The 15,210-nt window shown below is 44.4% G+C and carries 18 protein-coding genes; all 18 read left to right on the top strand.

What is annotated here, in order from left to right:
• The 18 genes from ACY3LV_RS11675 (at position 1) to ACY3LV_RS11590 (ending at position 15,192) form a co-directional block, all read left to right on the top strand.
• Positions 1 to 444: a phage tail tube protein gene (locus ACY3LV_RS11675; protein ID WP_087990896.1), complete on the top strand. Its 444-nt coding sequence runs from the start codon at positions 1 to 3 to the stop codon at positions 442 to 444.
• Between the two features lie 290 nt (positions 445 to 734).
• Positions 735 to 1,181 carry a phage tail assembly chaperone gene (locus ACY3LV_RS11670; RefSeq protein WP_010330418.1) on the top strand — a complete coding sequence of 149 codons (447 nt, stop codon included), beginning with the start codon at positions 735 to 737 and terminating at the stop codon, positions 1,179 to 1,181.
• Between the two features lie 41 nt (positions 1,182 to 1,222).
• Positions 1,223 to 1,363: a hypothetical protein gene (locus ACY3LV_RS11665; protein WP_333560694.1), complete on the top strand. Its 141-nt coding sequence runs from the start codon at positions 1,223 to 1,225 to the stop codon at positions 1,361 to 1,363.
• The gene (locus tag ACY3LV_RS11660; protein WP_464863822.1) at positions 1,364 to 5,971 is read left to right on the top strand and encodes a transglycosylase SLT domain-containing protein; all 4,608 of its coding nucleotides are present in this window, start codon (positions 1,364 to 1,366) and stop codon (positions 5,969 to 5,971) included.
• Entirely contained in the window at positions 5,964 to 6,623 is a 660-nt protein-coding gene (locus ACY3LV_RS11655; RefSeq protein ID WP_333560592.1) for a LysM peptidoglycan-binding domain-containing protein, read from the top strand. Before ACY3LV_RS11660 ends, ACY3LV_RS11655 begins: the two co-directional genes overlap by 8 nt.
• Positions 6,624 to 6,638: 15 nt before the next feature.
• Positions 6,639 to 7,616, top strand: coding sequence for an XkdQ/YqbQ family protein (locus ACY3LV_RS11650; RefSeq protein WP_119913747.1), 978 nt, complete (start codon positions 6,639 to 6,641; stop codon positions 7,614 to 7,616).
• Complete coding sequence (locus ACY3LV_RS11645; protein WP_333560591.1) at positions 7,616 to 7,882, top strand: DUF2577 family protein; 267 nt, start codon at positions 7,616 to 7,618, stop codon at positions 7,880 to 7,882. The genes ACY3LV_RS11650 and ACY3LV_RS11645 overlap by 1 nt, the downstream gene beginning before the upstream one ends.
• 57 nt (positions 7,883 to 7,939) lie before the next feature.
• The gene (locus ACY3LV_RS11640) at positions 7,940 to 8,365 is read left to right on the top strand and encodes a DUF2634 domain-containing protein (RefSeq protein ID WP_333560590.1); all 426 of its coding nucleotides are present in this window, start codon (positions 7,940 to 7,942) and stop codon (positions 8,363 to 8,365) included.
• On the top strand, positions 8,358 to 9,404 hold the full coding sequence (locus ACY3LV_RS11635; RefSeq protein WP_333517810.1) for a baseplate J/gp47 family protein: 1,047 nt from the start codon (positions 8,358 to 8,360) through the stop codon (positions 9,402 to 9,404). The genes ACY3LV_RS11640 and ACY3LV_RS11635 overlap by 8 nt, the downstream gene beginning before the upstream one ends.
• Positions 9,388 to 9,966 carry a YmfQ family protein gene (locus tag ACY3LV_RS11630; protein ID WP_148963843.1) on the top strand — a complete coding sequence of 193 codons (579 nt, stop codon included), beginning with the start codon at positions 9,388 to 9,390 and terminating at the stop codon, positions 9,964 to 9,966. Before ACY3LV_RS11635 ends, ACY3LV_RS11630 begins: the two co-directional genes overlap by 17 nt.
• Positions 9,963 to 10,235, top strand: a complete 273-nt coding sequence (locus ACY3LV_RS11625) for a hypothetical protein (protein WP_333517809.1) — start codon at positions 9,963 to 9,965, stop codon at positions 10,233 to 10,235. Before ACY3LV_RS11630 ends, ACY3LV_RS11625 begins: the two co-directional genes overlap by 4 nt.
• Positions 10,236 to 10,237: 2 nt before the next feature.
• Positions 10,238 to 12,301 carry a terminase gene (locus ACY3LV_RS11620; protein ID WP_464863821.1) on the top strand — a complete coding sequence of 688 codons (2,064 nt, stop codon included), beginning with the start codon at positions 10,238 to 10,240 and terminating at the stop codon, positions 12,299 to 12,301.
• Positions 12,302 to 12,312: 11 nt separating this feature from the next.
• The gene (locus tag ACY3LV_RS11615; RefSeq protein ID WP_464863820.1) at positions 12,313 to 12,642 is read left to right on the top strand and encodes an XkdW family protein; all 330 of its coding nucleotides are present in this window, start codon (positions 12,313 to 12,315) and stop codon (positions 12,640 to 12,642) included.
• A complete protein-coding gene (locus tag ACY3LV_RS11610; protein ID WP_333560587.1) occupies positions 12,639 to 12,803 on the top strand; it encodes an XkdX family protein in 165 nt (54 codons plus the stop codon). Before ACY3LV_RS11615 ends, ACY3LV_RS11610 begins: the two co-directional genes overlap by 4 nt.
• A 43-nt stretch (positions 12,804 to 12,846) precedes the next feature.
• The gene (gene xepA, locus ACY3LV_RS11605; RefSeq protein ID WP_464863819.1) at positions 12,847 to 13,686 is read left to right on the top strand and encodes a phage-like element PBSX protein XepA; all 840 of its coding nucleotides are present in this window, start codon (positions 12,847 to 12,849) and stop codon (positions 13,684 to 13,686) included.
• Between the two features lie 52 nt (positions 13,687 to 13,738).
• Positions 13,739 to 14,008: a hemolysin XhlA family protein gene (locus ACY3LV_RS11600; protein ID WP_333560585.1), complete on the top strand. Its 270-nt coding sequence runs from the start codon at positions 13,739 to 13,741 to the stop codon at positions 14,006 to 14,008.
• Between the two features lie 12 nt (positions 14,009 to 14,020).
• Positions 14,021 to 14,284, top strand: a complete 264-nt coding sequence (locus tag ACY3LV_RS11595) for a phage holin (RefSeq protein WP_333560584.1) — start codon at positions 14,021 to 14,023, stop codon at positions 14,282 to 14,284.
• A gap of 11 nt (positions 14,285 to 14,295) precedes the next feature.
• Positions 14,296 to 15,192 (top strand): N-acetylmuramoyl-L-alanine amidase, encoded by an 897-nt coding sequence (locus tag ACY3LV_RS11590; protein WP_333560583.1) that lies wholly within the window; start codon positions 14,296 to 14,298, stop codon positions 15,190 to 15,192.
• The last annotated feature ends 18 nt before the right edge of the window (positions 15,193 to 15,210 follow it).

Genomic DNA, 15,210 nt, shown 5'->3' with positions numbered 1-15,210 from the left:
ATGGCATTAAAAGCGCAAAATACAATCTCAGGAAAAGAAGGCCGCTTATTTCTTGATGGCGAAGAAATGGCGCACATCAAAACATTTGAAGCAAACGTCGAGAAAAACAAGTCAGAAGTAAACATTATGGGCCGCCGCATGACAGGCCATAAAACAACAGGGGCAAATGGAACTGGAACAGCGACGTTCTATAAAGTCACATCAAAATTCGTGCTCCTGATGATGGACTATGTCAAAAAAGGCAACGATCCTTACTTCACACTTCAAGCTGTCCTGGATGATCAATCCTCCGGACGAGGCACAGAGCGAGTCACCCTGTACGACGTCAACTTCGACTCTGCCAAAATCGCAAGCCTTGATGTCGATTCAGAAGCATTAGAGGAAGAAGTTCCATTTACATTCGAAGACTTCGACGTGCCTGAAAAGCTTTCCGACACGTTTTAATCAAAGCTGAACCAGCCATACGCAGGCCTTTCTCAGAAAGGTCTGTCAGCGTGTCGACAAACCCTCGCATTCGTTGTCAGGCCTGCGCGTCGGTGCTCACGAATTCCAACATTCGCTGTGCTCCGATGCTCGCCCTTCCTAGACTTCAAGGGTTTTCAATCACGCTGAAAAGATGACAAAGTCCTAAAACGAAAACCGTTTTAGGACTTTGTCAACAATCTGGCAGGCCTTTCTCAGAAAGGCCTGATTTTACATGATGAAATCAATCAAAAGATAAGGGAGTTTTTTACATGAGCGAGAAGAACGAAAACGTATATGATCTTTCCTTTTTTATGCCGGGAAAAACAATTGAAGCTGAGGAAATCAAAGTGCCGATCTCAAAGCGTTTTGTTGATAAAAAAGGGAACATCGTGCCATTTGTTTTTAAAGCGATCACGACAGAGCGTATTGATGAACTGGAGAAAGAAACAACAACGTATAAAAATGTCAAAGGCAGAGGCCGTGTAAAAGATTTAGACAGCCAGCGCTTTTATGCCCGAATCGCAGTTGAATCAACCGTTTATCCGGACTTCCGTTCAAAAGATCTTCGAGAAGCATACAAAACGGCCGACCCGGTAGAAGTTGCGAAACGCGTCCTCTCAGTCGGAGGCGAATACGCAAACTGGTTAAACAAAGCGATTGAGATTAATGGTTTTGAAGATGAATTAGAGGATCTGGAAGAAGAAGCAAAAAACTAATAAAAGATGGGCATAAAGAAGCCGTGTATCTCTATTATGCGATGCACGAGCTTCATTATTCTCCATCGGATTTATTAGCGCTCTACGAAGCGCCCCGAAACTTTAAGGCGCTGTTGTATGGGCTGATTGGCTATAAGCTGGATCTCCTTGAAAAACAAGCAAAGAAAGGGGGGACATCGTAATTGGCAAAACTGACAGCGAGATTTGATATGGAAGACCGTGTAAGCAAAAAATTAAGAAGAATACAAAATGGATTTAGAGCGCTTGAAAAATATAGAAAAATGGCGCAGCGAAAAAGCGCTATCGATATACGAAAAGATAGTAAAACCATATTAAGAACGATTGACCGCATACAAAAATCTCTAAAGAAAAAGCTTGGTTCTCAAATGATTTCTATCTCAGCTGAGGATAATGCCAGCAATGTCATTCAGCAGGTTCAAACTCAATTGCAGGGATTGCCGGCATCCGTATCCATTAAAATTGGCGCTAGTGATCAAGCAACAGCAAGGTTTGAACGATTAAGAAAGTTCGTTGCAGGTTTTAAAGGTTTTACGATCATGCTGAGAGCAGAAGATCAAGTTTCGCCGGCTGTGCAAAAAATAAAGCGTTATATGGAAACCGCACTTCAAAATGGTTACTCTGTTACGATACGCGTGATTGATCACGTCATGAAAACAGTCGGTCGCATTTCAGCAGGTATTGATGCCTTAACAGGAAAAGACAACAAATTGGAGCTGGCTATTAATGACAAGGTGTCAGAGAAGCTGGATTCATTGCAGAGAAAAATTGACAGTATGGGAATCTCAGGTTCAGCCGATAAAGCAGCCCCTCAATCCGGAGGAAATACGGGCGATATTGCAAGCATGTTTGATCCAGAAACAATTTTGACAGCACTGGACAAATTTGCTGCATCATTCATGGAAAAAGTGGATGACATCGCAACAAAATTCAGCCCGGAAACAATCTTAACAGAGCTGGATAAATTTACAACATCGTTCATGAATAAGGTGGATGCGATTGCGACAAAATTCAGCCCGGAAACAATTTTGACAGAGCTGGACAAGTTCACCACATCATTCATGGGAAAAGTGGATGCAATTGCAACAAAGTTCAGCCCGGAAACGATCCTTGCGCAACTAGATAAGTTCACCACATCATTTATGGGAAAAGTAGATGCAATTGCGACAAAGTTCAGTCCGGAAACGATACTGTCACAGCTGGATAAGTTTACAACATCATTCATGAGTAAGGTGGATGCAATCGCCACGAAGTTCAGTCCGGAGACGCTTTTGAAACAGCTGGACAAGTTTACCGGCTCATTTATGAAGAAAGTGGACAGTATCGCAAGTAAATTCAGCCCGGAAGCTATATTTAAGCAGCTGGACAAGTTTACCGGCTCATTTATGAAAAAAGTAGATGATATCGTAAGCAAATTCAGCCCGGAAGCCATTTTTAAGCAGCTGGACAAATTTACAGATTCCTTTATGAAAAAAGTGGATGATGTCGTAAGTAAATTCAGCCCGGAAGCCATTATTACTAAAGCAGAAGACTTTGTAACAAATATTGTTGACAAAATTTCAGAAAAGTTCAATTTTCTGAACCCGGATAAAATCGCCAATAAAGCCGAAAAGTTTGTTGATAACATTGTCTCAAAAATAGCGAAAAAATTTGAGAAATTCAGCCCTGATAAAATGATTGAAAAAGTGGGAGAGTTTTTTGAAAAGATTATAAAAGGCATTGTTGAAAAGCTGGGGAATCTCGATTTTGGAGGATTGCTTGGCGGCAAATCCGGCGGAAGTAAAGGGAAACAAAAAGCCTCAAAAGTCAATACAAAGAACGCAACTTCTAATAACTCAAACCGCACTAAAAAACCGTCTATGAACAAAAAAGCGTCGGGTTCTAAATCGAAGAAGTCAGGCGGAAAATGGGGCGGGGCTTGCGGATGCTGCTGTGCCGGAATCAGTACAGGCAAAAGCAAAAAAGTCAAAAACAGAAACGGTTCATCAACGAAAGGCAATAAAACAAATTCTGTGAATACGCCGAAATCCGCAAAAGCAGCTAAAGGCGCATCAGGTAAAGGTTTTTCAGGTCTTCTGAAATCATTGGGAGGTTCAAAAGGTTTGAAGGGCGGACTGAAGGGCTTAAAAGGAGCCGCGAAAGGAATCCCAGGACTAGGCGAAATCTTGTCTCTTACTGACTTAGCCGGAATCAATAAGGATAATGCCGGTGAAAAAGTAGGTTCAGCCGGCGGAGGTTTGGCAGGAGCAGCAGCAGGAGCGGCAATTGGAAGCGTTGTTCCGGGGGTCGGGACAGTGATTGGCGGTGCAATAGGAGGAATTGCAGGATCTTTCGGTGGAGAAAGTTTAGGTAAGGCAATTGATGCTGGCGCTCTAAATGATACATGGAACAGCATTACAGAGGGGGCGCAAAATGCGTGGTCAGCCATTCAGGGTACTTGGGGCACTGTATCAACATGGTTTATGGACAATGTTTGGACACCTGTATCATCCGCGGTTGTGGGTGTAGCTACAAGTCTATGGTCAAACATCGTAAACGCATGGACAACGATACAAACCATTTTTAGTACCGTATCAACATGGTTTATGGACAATGTCTGGACACCTGTGTCATCTGCGGTTGTTGGTGTGGCTACAGCCATTTGGTCTAAAATTGTAGGCGCATGGACGACGATTAAAAATGTGTTCAGTGCAGTTGCTTCCTGGTTTATGAGCAATGTGTGGGGGCCAGTCAAATCCGCTGTTATCGGAGCGGCAACCACAATCTGGGATAAAATGACTGGTGCTTGGAATAAGATTAAGAGTGTTTTCAGTACAGTATCGGGATGGTTCATGAATACAGTTTGGAACCCGGTCAAAAATACAGTCTCAGATGTAGGTAAGGGAATTTCTGACGCTTTCCAAAAAGCAATAGATACCGTCAAGAAGATATGGAAGGGTCTGAGCGGCTGGTTTAAAAAGAATATCCAAGAACCTCTTGCAAAGGTTGGAGAAGCCATCTCAGATGCTTTTTCTAAAGCGTTCGGCTGGGTGAAGAAAATTTGGGATAAAGCTGGCGGCGTAGCTAGTAAAGTGATCAATTTTGTAACCGGCGGCGGAGATCCGGATAAAGGTAAGGATCCGGATAAAAAGGCCACAGGCGGTTACATCACCAAACCAACCATCTCGTGGATCGGTGAAGCCGGCAAGGAATTCGTTATCCCAGTTGATAACAATCGAGGCCGTGGCAAAATGCTTCTTTCACAAGCGGCGTCTAAACTCGGTATGCAAGTCGTAGATGACATGGGAGCCGCTTCGTCTTCTGGTGGAAGTTCGGTATCTGTCTCAGGAGGAGCAGCTGCCAGCCCGTTATCAGGATCAGCTTCTCCATCAATGGACACTGCAAATCTTACAGGCCAAGCGTCCGCACTCGGACAGCAATTTTCAGAAGGCATTGGCAAAGGCATCAGCAAAGAGCCGGTCAATATTGAAGACTGGAAAAAGAAAAACATCAATACGCCATTTACACAAATGATTTCTGCTTCACCCAATTACGGAAAACTAATGGTAAGCGGGTATGCCAAGGGTCAAAACGGTACTGCAACCGGTACAGACGGCTTTTTGCAATCTAAAGTCAAAACACCGTTCCAAGCTACTGTAAACAAATCATCATCATGGGGCAGCGGTACGATCAAAGGGTTTGCTTCCGGACAAAATAGTTCACAAACCGGAACTGATCAGTACGTTAATACTCATGTGAATAAACCGTTTGTCCGTTCTAAGGAATCCTCAAACGGCTGGGGCAGCGGAATGATCGGGAATTTTGTTTCAGGTATGACTTCTAAGACAAGTGAAGTCCACGAAGCAGCCAAGGAACTCGCGAAAAAAGTTGAGAAGGCATTTCGTGAAGAGCTGGATATCCATTCACCTTCCCGCGTCATGATGAGTTTGGGGCGTTTTGCTTCAATTGGTGTTGTCAAAGGTCTTGGCTCAGTAGATGTAAAAAAATATGCTGAAAAACAAGCTGGATCACTGGCTGCTGCTTATTCAGGAATGGGTGCGATGAGCGGGAATGTGAAACAGTGGGTTATGGCGGCTCTCATGGCCACAAAGACACCGATGAGCTGGCTTCCTGGCCTCATGACAATTGCCCAGAATGAGTCAGGCGGCAACCCGAACGCAATTAACCTATGGGACAGTAACGCAAAAGCGGGGCACCCGTCACAAGGGCTCATGCAAACAATCCCGAGTACCTTTAACGATCATAAAGCACCGGGCATGGGGAACATTAAAAACCCGATTCACAATGCAGCTGCTGCGATCGGCTATATCAAAAGCAGATACGGTTCTATCAATAACGTGCCAGGTATAAAAAGCTTGAATCATGGCGGTCCCTATGTCGGTTATGCAAACGGCGGGCTGATCACAAAAGAACAAATTGCCCGTGTCGGTGAAGGAAACAAGCGGGAATGGATCATTCCGGAGGAGCGGGGCATCCGCGGCCGTTACCTCCTTCAGAAAGCGGCGCAAGCTCTCGGGATGGAAGTGACAGATCCGTCTCAATCCCAGCAGTCTGAGCTTTCCTCAGGACAAGTTTCAGCCTTTACCTCTGGAACCCGGCAAACGATACAAACGGCCGGAACGAAAGAAATTAAGATTGAGTTTAATGGCGATCAGCATTTCCATAATGGACAGGACGCTGACAGCCTGGTAGCAAAAATTAAGCAGGCATTACTTGATGAATTACAAAAAGACATGAACACCGGAACAAAGGGGGTCGTAGCTTTTGACTAAGTCTGTTTATGAATTTTGGATATCACAGGGGAAGGAAAAGCTGCGGTTTCCTGTTCTTCCTGAAGCAATGGATATAGCGAATAGTGTACAGAATGACTCAGTAAAGATAACAGGGCTGGGAGAAATAACGTTTATTGAAGAATCTGGAGCGAAAGAAATTTCATTTTCTTCTTTTTTTCCAAAAAAGTATACACCGATAGCTGAATATCAAAATCTCCCGTCTCCTGAGAATGCCATTGCGAAAATTGAAAAATGGATGAAGGCTAAAAAGCCTGTCCAATTTTTAATTACGGGAACAAAAATCAATATGACATGCAGCATTGAAAGCCTTAAATACAGTGAAGGGGACAACGAAATAGGAGATAGGGATTTTGATATCGTCCTGAAAGAATACAAAACCGCTTCTCCCCGAAAAATCAAGCAGAAGAAAAAAACAAAGGCAAAACGTCCGTCGAAGGCATCTCCTAAAACCTATACAGTGAAAAAGGGAGACACGCTGTGGGACATTGCCGGCAGGTTTTACGGGAACAGCACGCAATGGCGCAAAATTTGGAACGCTAATAAAACCGCAATGATCAAACGGAGCAAACGGAACATCAGGCAGCCGGGGCACTGGATTTTTCCCGGCCAAAAATTAAAGATACCGCAATGAAACAGGTGATGTGTGATGATAGAACTGTTTGTCATTAAAGACACAGAGTGGCTTGAGCTAGTGGCAGAAAGCGTATCGCTTGAAGGCCACCGTTATCAGGCGCCACGCTCTATAGAAGCGACCATCGTCATCAAACAGGGCGACCAGACGTATTACAGCGTTACTGAGGGAGATACGGTCTTGTTTAAGTGGAAGGGAAAAGAGCTTTTTCGCGGCATTGTTTTTGCAAGAACACCGGACGAGCATACGCTTGCCTTCAGTGCGTATGATATGCTCCAATACTTGGTTAAAAACCAAGATGTGTACGTGTTTTCCAATCAGCGGGCCGACCAGATGATCAGGCGGATCGCCAATGATTTTCAAATACCGACAACTTCGATTGCGAACACAGGCCATACGATCAAAAGCCTTGTCATAAAAAATGATACGACCTTATATGACATCATCTTAAAAGCGTTGAAACAGACGAAAAGCCAGACAGGGCGACATTATCAGCTGTATTCAGAAAAAGGAAAGCTCGGTCTGCGTGCTTGGCCAGATCCGTCAGAGGTATGGGTGTTGGAAACAGGCGTCAATATCACGGGTTACCAATACAGCACTTCCATAAACGACACTGCAACACGGGTTGTGCTCCGCCGGCAGAAGGACAATAAGACGTATAAAGCGTCTGCCAAGGACAGTTCAGGCTTAAACAAATACGGTGTGCTTCAATATACGGAGACGGTCACAGATGATATCAACCAAGCTCAGCTTCAGCAGCGGGCAGATGTGCGCCTTGCTGAAAAAAAGGGCGTGAAAAAAGAACTGAAAAATATTCAGGCGGTCGGCATACCAGAAGTGCAGAGCGGCTTGCCTGTCTATATTTCCATTCCGGAGGCCGGGATCAAGAAGACCTATTGGGTAGATACGGACCGGCACGAGTTTAAAGGAACGAAACATACGATGACCATTGATGTTGTCGAAAAGAACACCATGCCGGAAGGAGTTTCCTGATGAGATTGAGTGAGGCTATTAAACATTTGGCCGTCGGCGCAGTTGACGCTGAGTCTCCGGTGGAGCTGCTCCCGGCTGAGGTGGTTTCGGTTTCTCCTGTTGAAATCAAATTAAAAGAAAACAGCAAACTGATCATACCGGCAGACGCTCTTATCATCCCAAAACGGATGCAGCCTGGAGGAGACGATGCACTCGAGCCGGGGGACCGCGTCATGACCGCGGCTCTGACTGGCGGTCAATCGTTTTTTATTTTAGATAAAGTATAGACAAACCGCTTGCACGAAGGGGTTTTTTATTTAGCTTGTCAAAAAGGAGTGGGCATCATGGCCCTGACACCAGAAGTGGAGTTTGAGGATTTTGAGGATGAAAGTGACGTTATTGAAACCTCGCAAACATACAAAATAGATTTTGAAAACGGAAGAATTACAAATGAGCTGATTACCGGGCTTGAAGCGATCAGACAATTCGTGTATATCGCCTTACAAACAGAACGATATGCGTATTCGGTATACAGCCATAATGTCGGAAATGAGCTTTCGGACGTACTGACAGATCATGAGACGACTGATGCCTATAAAAAAATGGAGATTCCGAGGCTGATAGAAGAAGCACTGATTTATGACGACCGGATTTCCGCCGTAACAGACTTTGAGATAGAAAAACAAGGCGATGCGTTTCATGTTTCCTTTGTGGTGGAGACAGATGAAGGGGCGCTTGAGATTGAGGAGGTGATTGGCGAAGATGTTTGAGGAGCAGACCTTTGAAAATATTATGGAACGTATGCTGAACAGCATCTCCGCAGATATTGACACAAGAGAAGGCAGCGTCATTTATAATGCGTTAGCCCCGGCGGCAGCCGAGCTTGCGAAGTCATATATATGGCTGGACACCGTGCTTGAGCTGGTCTTTTCTGATACCGCCCAAGGCGAATTTTTAGACCGGCGCGCAGCGGAAGCCGGCATTGAACGGACAGCCGCAACAAAGGCGGTCAGAGCGGGAGAGTTTACGTCGGGAGTTACCATTCCTGCGGGCTCCCGCTTTTATGTGGATAATCTTTATTTTCAATATACGGCAGATGGGACGCTCATCTGTGAAACACCTGGTGATGCGGGAAACGCCAATCTGACTGGACGCCATTTACTTTCGCTGGATACCATTCCCGGATTAGAGACAGCCATTGTTAAAGAAATCCTGATCCCGGGGCGAGAGGAAGAAGGAGACGACAGCTTAAGAGAACGGTATTTTACAAGGGTTCGGCGCGAGGCTGTCAGCGCTAACAAAATGCACTATAAAGAGTGGGCTGAAGAAGTGGACGGTGTTGGAAAAGCAAAGATTTTCCCGCTTTGGAGCGGAAACGGCACGGTCAAAATTGTCGTCACGAATGTGAATCTCGAGCCGGCTTCCGATATCTTGATTCAAAAAGTGAAAGATTATATTGACCCTGAACCAGGACAGGGTGAAGGACAGGCGCCAATTGGAGCCTATGTCACAGTGGAAAGCGCGGTCTGGAAGGATGTTGAGATTTCGGCCGAAGTGCTGCCGGAGATCAATCACTCAATTGATGAAGTAAAGTCGGAAATTAAAGAGGGCGTTTTAAACCTCTTTAAGAAAATGGCGTTCGAAGACAACGTCATCCGTCTTTCTCAAATTAACAATATCGTCTATAATTCACCGTCAGTCAGTGATTATTCCAACATTAAAATCAATGGCACCTCAGAAAATCTGGTACTGAGCGACGTGGAAATTCCTAAGCTTGGGCAGGTGAAGATCATTGAGCAAACAAGATGACATGACAGCGTATCTGCCGCCGTTTCTTACCAGCCTGAAAGAAATGGCCGAGCTGCTGAAAGCGGAAGCGCCTGAGTTTGATAAACAGAATAACAGCATCTTTGATCTGACGGATCAGTTGTTCGTGCCGACAGCGACATGGGGGCTAAGCCGCTGGGAAAAGATTTTAAACGTGCCGCGGGAATCGGGTGACACCGATGAGATCAGACGATTGCGGCTGATTTCAAAAATGTCGAACATCCCGCCAATTACCTACAAGGCTATTGAGCAGGCAGTCAATCGTTTCTTGAAAAAACCGTCTGCGCAGGTCCGCCTGCTGCCCGGCGAATACCGATTTAACGTGGATATCAATGTTGATGACCTTCAGCACATGAATGAGCTGATCGAAGCCATAGAAAACATGAAGCCCGCTCATTTGGCCTATACGCTCAGAGGCGGATTGAACGAGACGCTACAAATCAAAGACACAGTCATCCTGAATCACCGCAGATACCGAACAGCCAGTGAGCTGAAGGTCGGTTATTCGGTCACCCTTAACAACAATGAGGTGGTTTTAACTTGATTTCAACCATATACAGAGAACGTACAGCGGCAGATCTAAAAAGCAGAATTGATCACGTGCTGCTGAACGGACAAAAAACAGACATAGTAGAACTCGCAATTGACGGAGCGACAGTCACCGTTCTGACAAAACGTGAGGAAGACATCAAGCATATCGAAACGGTGCAAATTTTTGACGAACTGGGCAATGTAATCACAGAGAGAAAAACAGACCTGGACGTCAGCGAAAACAGAACACTCGATTTCAGATTTACTTTTGAGGTGGTGTAAACATGGCATACGAAGAAAAAACAGACTGGCTCCCCGACGACCCGATCAACGAAGACGACGTCAACCGCTGGGAAAAAGGCATAAAAGACGCCCACACAGACCTCGCCGCCCACAAAAACGACATGAACAATCCCCACAACACAACAAAGGCGCAAGTCGGGCTGGGGAATGTGGATAACGTGCAGCAGGCTTCAAAGACGGAATTTAATGAACATCATAATGATTCAACACGGCATATTACGTCAGCAGAACGCGAAAAATGGAATGCGAAGGAAACACCAGCAGGAGCTCAGAATAAGGCAGATCAAGCAGAAGGAAACGCCAAAGCCTATACAGACAGTTTTGCTGCACGGAGAGATAACCCTAACCAGGTAACCAAAGCACAAGTTGGGCTTGGAAATGTCGAAAATGTGAAACAAGCCTCGCAAGCAGATTTTGATGCTCATTTAAGTGATACTAAGTCTCATATATCTGATGATGAAAGAAATAAATGGAATGCTGCACAACTGATTAAACTTACTGGAGATGACGGTAAAAGAACGCTAATCCCAGAAGGTACTGATGTCCTAACACTATCTACTGGATTTTATTATGGAGTTGGTAAATCAGTTGTAAACAATCCGGTGGAAGGAGATGTATCTTGGTATAACTACGATATTATAGAAGGCGTTGCAGGAAGGAAAACGATAGTAGCTTACCAGAGTTGGGGAATTACAATGTGGATTGGAATGATTCACACAGACGGTGAGTTTAGAGGATGGAAACAAATTGCAACAACGGATATTGTGGATAAAGTTCAATTTGGATTAGAACTTCATAAAAATGATAAAACTAACCCGCATTCTATTACTAAACAACAAGTGGGTCTCGGAAATGTCGAAAATGTTAAGCAAGAAACGCCTGATGGTGCGCAAAAAAAAGCTGATACTGCTTTGAATCAATCAAAAGATTATACTAATAGCACAGCCTTTATTACTAGACCATTAAATTCAATAACCGATGCGAATGATCTGAGTCTGCCGCCAGGCACTTATCGCTTAGACACTAATTATATGGTAGCTAATCCAGTTTTGCAAAATCAATTTCCGAGCAATGATAACAGAACCGGTTTATTAGTTATCTATCCATCTGCAAATAACTGGGCTACACGCCAAGATTGGTTTAGCATCTCTACGAAAACTCTTTATACAAGGATAGCTGTTAATGGTACTGATTATTCTGATTGGTATGTATTAGAAACCTCAGAAGGTTCGCAAAGTAAAGCAGATAAATCCTTAGCTGAGGCTAAAAACTATGTTGACACAAATTATACGAATCAAAAATTAACCATACTTACAGGCTCTAATGCAATTCAAGATGCAAGAACTGGAGGAGATGAATATCCTCGGGGGCTAACATTAATGGATGTTGGTCAAGGAAATACTACGGGTTATCCACTTGGTTACGGAATCGTAAAAAATGAGAAATATCATGATTATAGATTTACTCAATATCTTTATGGGACTGGAAATGAATCTAACAGTTATTTTGAGAATACTGGCACATGGATACGGCACTGGTGGAGTGGTTCCGGCTGGACGGCTTGGCAGAAAATTTCCGGCTTTGCTCATGCGAATATAGGAACTACTGGAAAGCAGCTATTGATAAAAGGAGAGCTTCAGAAGGTAAATTTTAACAGAAAAATTAAAGATAGTCACAATACATTCGATGCAAAAAATAATAGATTTATTGTTCCGAATGATGGGATGTTTTTGGTGAATGCGGGATTGTATGTAGAAAATTATCAAAGGTATGTAAACTATGAAATGGACATTTATTTAAATGGTATGAGGTATAAAAATATTGCACACTATAGGGCGAACCCTGGTGACCAATCGGATACTACTGAAATAAACTTAGGTCTCTATGGAGCCGCGACAGTTCCTGCTAATAAAGGTGACTATATTGAGATTTACTTATATGTCGGATACAGCGGTGATAAAACTAGGTATACTACGGATAATTCAGGCTGGTACAATTATTTTGATATTACTGAAATAGGCGGCCGAAATTTCCCTACAATATAGGAGGAGCTTAAATGATATTATACGACGCCATCATGTACAAATACCCGAATGCTGTTCCAAGAAAAGATTTTGAGCTGCGTAATGACGGGAATGGTTCTTATATTGAAAAATGGAACCTGCGCGCTCCAATCCCAACCCAAAAAGAGCTCGAATCCTGGTGGGAGGAGCTACAAAAAAACCCGCCGTACGAGCTGCCTAATCAGGTTGAGCTTCTCGCTCAGGAATTGTCACAGGAAAAGCTGGTACGCAAGCAACTTGAAGAACTGAACAAAACTTTGGGGAGCGAGCTGGCAGATATAAAGCTTTCATTACTTTCCTTGAAAGGAGATCATGCTGAATGAATTATTGGGTGCTTGCCTTGCATTTTGAGTGGGCAACAGCGGAGATGGTGAAACAGGCCATCTTATATAAAGACTGTTCAATTGAGGATCTGGCAGAGGGTGTGAACAAAAAGCTGATTACACCTGACCAGTATAAAGACATTACCGGTAAAGCCATATAAGGCTTTTTTATTTTGCCTGTTTTTAGATAAAAGGAGGATGAAGATGGTGAAGTATCAATATGAGTTTCCTCTCGATAAGGCTGGAAAAGCCGGAGCTGTAAAGCCCTACAGAGGAGGAAAAAATGATTTTTTGACACCTGTTGCGAACTTGTCAGGTGTCGCAGAGATTTTAACAAACGCTGCCTTAAAGGCGACTGAGGCATACAGTCAGCTCGGGCAAGACAGGCTGGGCGCGGTTCTGATTTCAAAAGTAAAGGGCTGGGTGTATGCAGATCGTGAAGGTACGCTCTTTGTTGAAGAAAGCGACAATAACAATGCTTGGACAACGACAGCAGCCGTTAATGTCGCAGCCGGTGTCCTGACGGAGACGGACTGGGTGTACCTCTCTAAACGCTATTACCGCTTCCGTTATGTGAACGGGAACCTTCAGCAATCGGAATTTGCAGTCTACCAATCAGTCGGGGCGGGAGAAATGGATGTGCGTGTAAGTGAAAAAGCCCCTTTGCAGATTGACTTTTCGGAGATTCAGACAGACGATGGACGGCTGAAAGTGGAAGCCGGCAACACGGTTGACTTTGTCTTTCATGAAAATGCAAATTCCGCCGGAGAAGGTGCTGCTTTACCTGTAAACGGTGTCGCACATTTACTCGTTGAAGTATACGGCACAGCGGAAACGAGTGAGGTGAAATTCTGGGGTAAATCGATGTCAGGACAGAAACTTCCGATCAGAGGCGTGAAATCTGATGATGCGTCCTCTGCCTCAAGTACGTTAGGGAAAGCTGAGGCGTGGGCTTTTGATATTAAAGGGTTCAAGGAGATTATCATGGAGATTGCCAATATCACAGGCGGGACTCTTTCCGTAAAAGGAACCGTGCTTTCATAACCATTTCGGCCCTCGGAAGGGAGGTGATCCGCATGTAAAGGAGGAGTGAATGATGCAGCAAGAGATAGATGTGAATGTGTTTCAGCAGGATTTAGCAGACATGAAAGGTGAGCACAAAGCGCTAGAGCAGCGGGTTTCCGTATTAGAACGCGTGTCAGACCGGCAAGACCAGCAAATCATGACGCTGAACGAGAAGTTAAACAAAATTGATGAAAATACAACGTGGATTAAACGCACCATCACAGGTGCCATCATTACAGCAGTATGCACAGGGATCATTGGCGGAGCCATCGCTATTATGTACAACCTGCTGCAGCATTAAAGGGGGATTTTCATGAAAACTTACGACAAAGGCACGGTCATCAGGACGGTGCTTCTTTTGGTTGCATTCATTAACCAAACCATGCTGATGTTTGGCAAATCACCATTGGACATTCAAGAAGAGCAGGTCAATCAGCTTGCTGACGCTCTTTATTCTGCCGGATCTCTCATTTTTACAATAGGGACAACAGTTGCCGCTTGGTTTAAAAACAACTATGTAACAGAAAAAGGGAAAAAACAGCGTGACTTGTTAAAGGAAAATAATCTGATGAAATAAGGAGAGATCATATGGTTAACATCATTCAAGACTTTATTCCAGTCGGTGCAAATAACCGTCCAGGCTACCTCATGACACCGTTCTACATTACAGTGCATAATACAGCGAACACTGCACCCGGAGCGGATGCCGAGGCACATGCCCGCTATTTGAAAAATCCTGATACGGCGACTAGCTGGCATTTTACTGTTGATGATACAGAAATTTATCAGCATCTGCCATTAAATGAAAACGGCTGGCATGCGGGAGACGGAAACGGCAGCGGCAACCGGGCTTCTATTGGGATTGAAATTTGTGAAAATGCCGATGGAGATTTCGCTCAAGCAACAGCAAATGCCCAGTGGCTTATTAAAATATTAATGGCTGAGCACCATATCAGTCTCGCCAGTGTCGTCCCTCATAAGTATTGGTCAGGGAAGGAATGTCCGCGCCAGCTGTTGAATATATGGGATATGTTTAAAGCTGGGATTGGGGGAGGCGGGAGCCAAACCTATGTCGTGAAACAGGGTGATACGCTTACATCCATAGCGAGAGCGTTCGGTGTGACTGTTGCCCAGCTGCAAGAGTGGAACAATATCGAAGATCCGAATCTCATTCAGGCCGGTCAAGTGCTAATTGTAAGTGCACCATCGTACGCTGAAGAACCAGATCTATATCCGCTCCCGGACGGAATAATCAAACTGACAACACCTTACGCCTCAGGCGAACATGTCTTTCAGGTACAGCGAGCACTGGCCGCTCTCTATTTTTACCCTGATAAAGGAGCTGCCAATAACGGAATTGATGGCATTTACGGACCGAAAACTGCTGATGCGGTTGCGCGTTTTCAGTCTGTTAACGGTTTAGCGGCCGACGGTATTTACGGGCCGGCGACTAAAGCAAAGATTAGTGCTTTATTAGTTTTGTAGAAAAGAAAACATTGACAA

The sequence above is a fragment of the Bacillus sp. 11C genome (assembly GCF_055486375.1).
This window is presented reverse-complemented; position numbering and strand designations above follow the sequence as displayed.

Bases quoted from the DNA above. Each gene is read 5' to 3' on its own strand.
- ACY3LV_RS11675 (WP_087990896.1), top strand. From the start codon at position 1: ATGGCATTAAAAGCGCAAAATACAATCTCAGGAAAAGAAGGCCGCTTA.
- ACY3LV_RS11670 (WP_010330418.1), top strand. From the start codon at position 735: ATGAGCGAGAAGAACGAAAACGTATATGATCTTTCCTTTTTTATGCCG.
- ACY3LV_RS11665 (WP_333560694.1), top strand. From the start codon at position 1,223: ATGCACGAGCTTCATTATTCTCCATCGGATTTATTAGCGCTCTACGAA.
- ACY3LV_RS11650 (WP_119913747.1), top strand. From the start codon at position 6,639: ATGATAGAACTGTTTGTCATTAAAGACACAGAGTGGCTTGAGCTAGTG.
- ACY3LV_RS11645 (WP_333560591.1), top strand. From the start codon at position 7,616: ATGAGATTGAGTGAGGCTATTAAACATTTGGCCGTCGGCGCAGTTGAC.
- ACY3LV_RS11640 (WP_333560590.1), top strand. From the start codon at position 7,940: ATGGCCCTGACACCAGAAGTGGAGTTTGAGGATTTTGAGGATGAAAGT.
- ACY3LV_RS11635 (WP_333517810.1), top strand. From the start codon at position 8,358: ATGTTTGAGGAGCAGACCTTTGAAAATATTATGGAACGTATGCTGAAC.
- ACY3LV_RS11620 (WP_464863821.1), top strand. From the start codon at position 10,238: ATGGCATACGAAGAAAAAACAGACTGGCTCCCCGACGACCCGATCAAC.
- ACY3LV_RS11615 (WP_464863820.1), top strand. From the start codon at position 12,313: ATGATATTATACGACGCCATCATGTACAAATACCCGAATGCTGTTCCA.
- ACY3LV_RS11610 (WP_333560587.1), top strand. From the start codon at position 12,639: ATGAATTATTGGGTGCTTGCCTTGCATTTTGAGTGGGCAACAGCGGAG.
- xepA (WP_464863819.1), top strand. From the start codon at position 12,847: ATGGTGAAGTATCAATATGAGTTTCCTCTCGATAAGGCTGGAAAAGCC.
- ACY3LV_RS11600 (WP_333560585.1), top strand. From the start codon at position 13,739: ATGCAGCAAGAGATAGATGTGAATGTGTTTCAGCAGGATTTAGCAGAC.
- ACY3LV_RS11595 (WP_333560584.1), top strand. From the start codon at position 14,021: ATGAAAACTTACGACAAAGGCACGGTCATCAGGACGGTGCTTCTTTTG.
- ACY3LV_RS11590 (WP_333560583.1), top strand. From the start codon at position 14,296: ATGGTTAACATCATTCAAGACTTTATTCCAGTCGGTGCAAATAACCGT.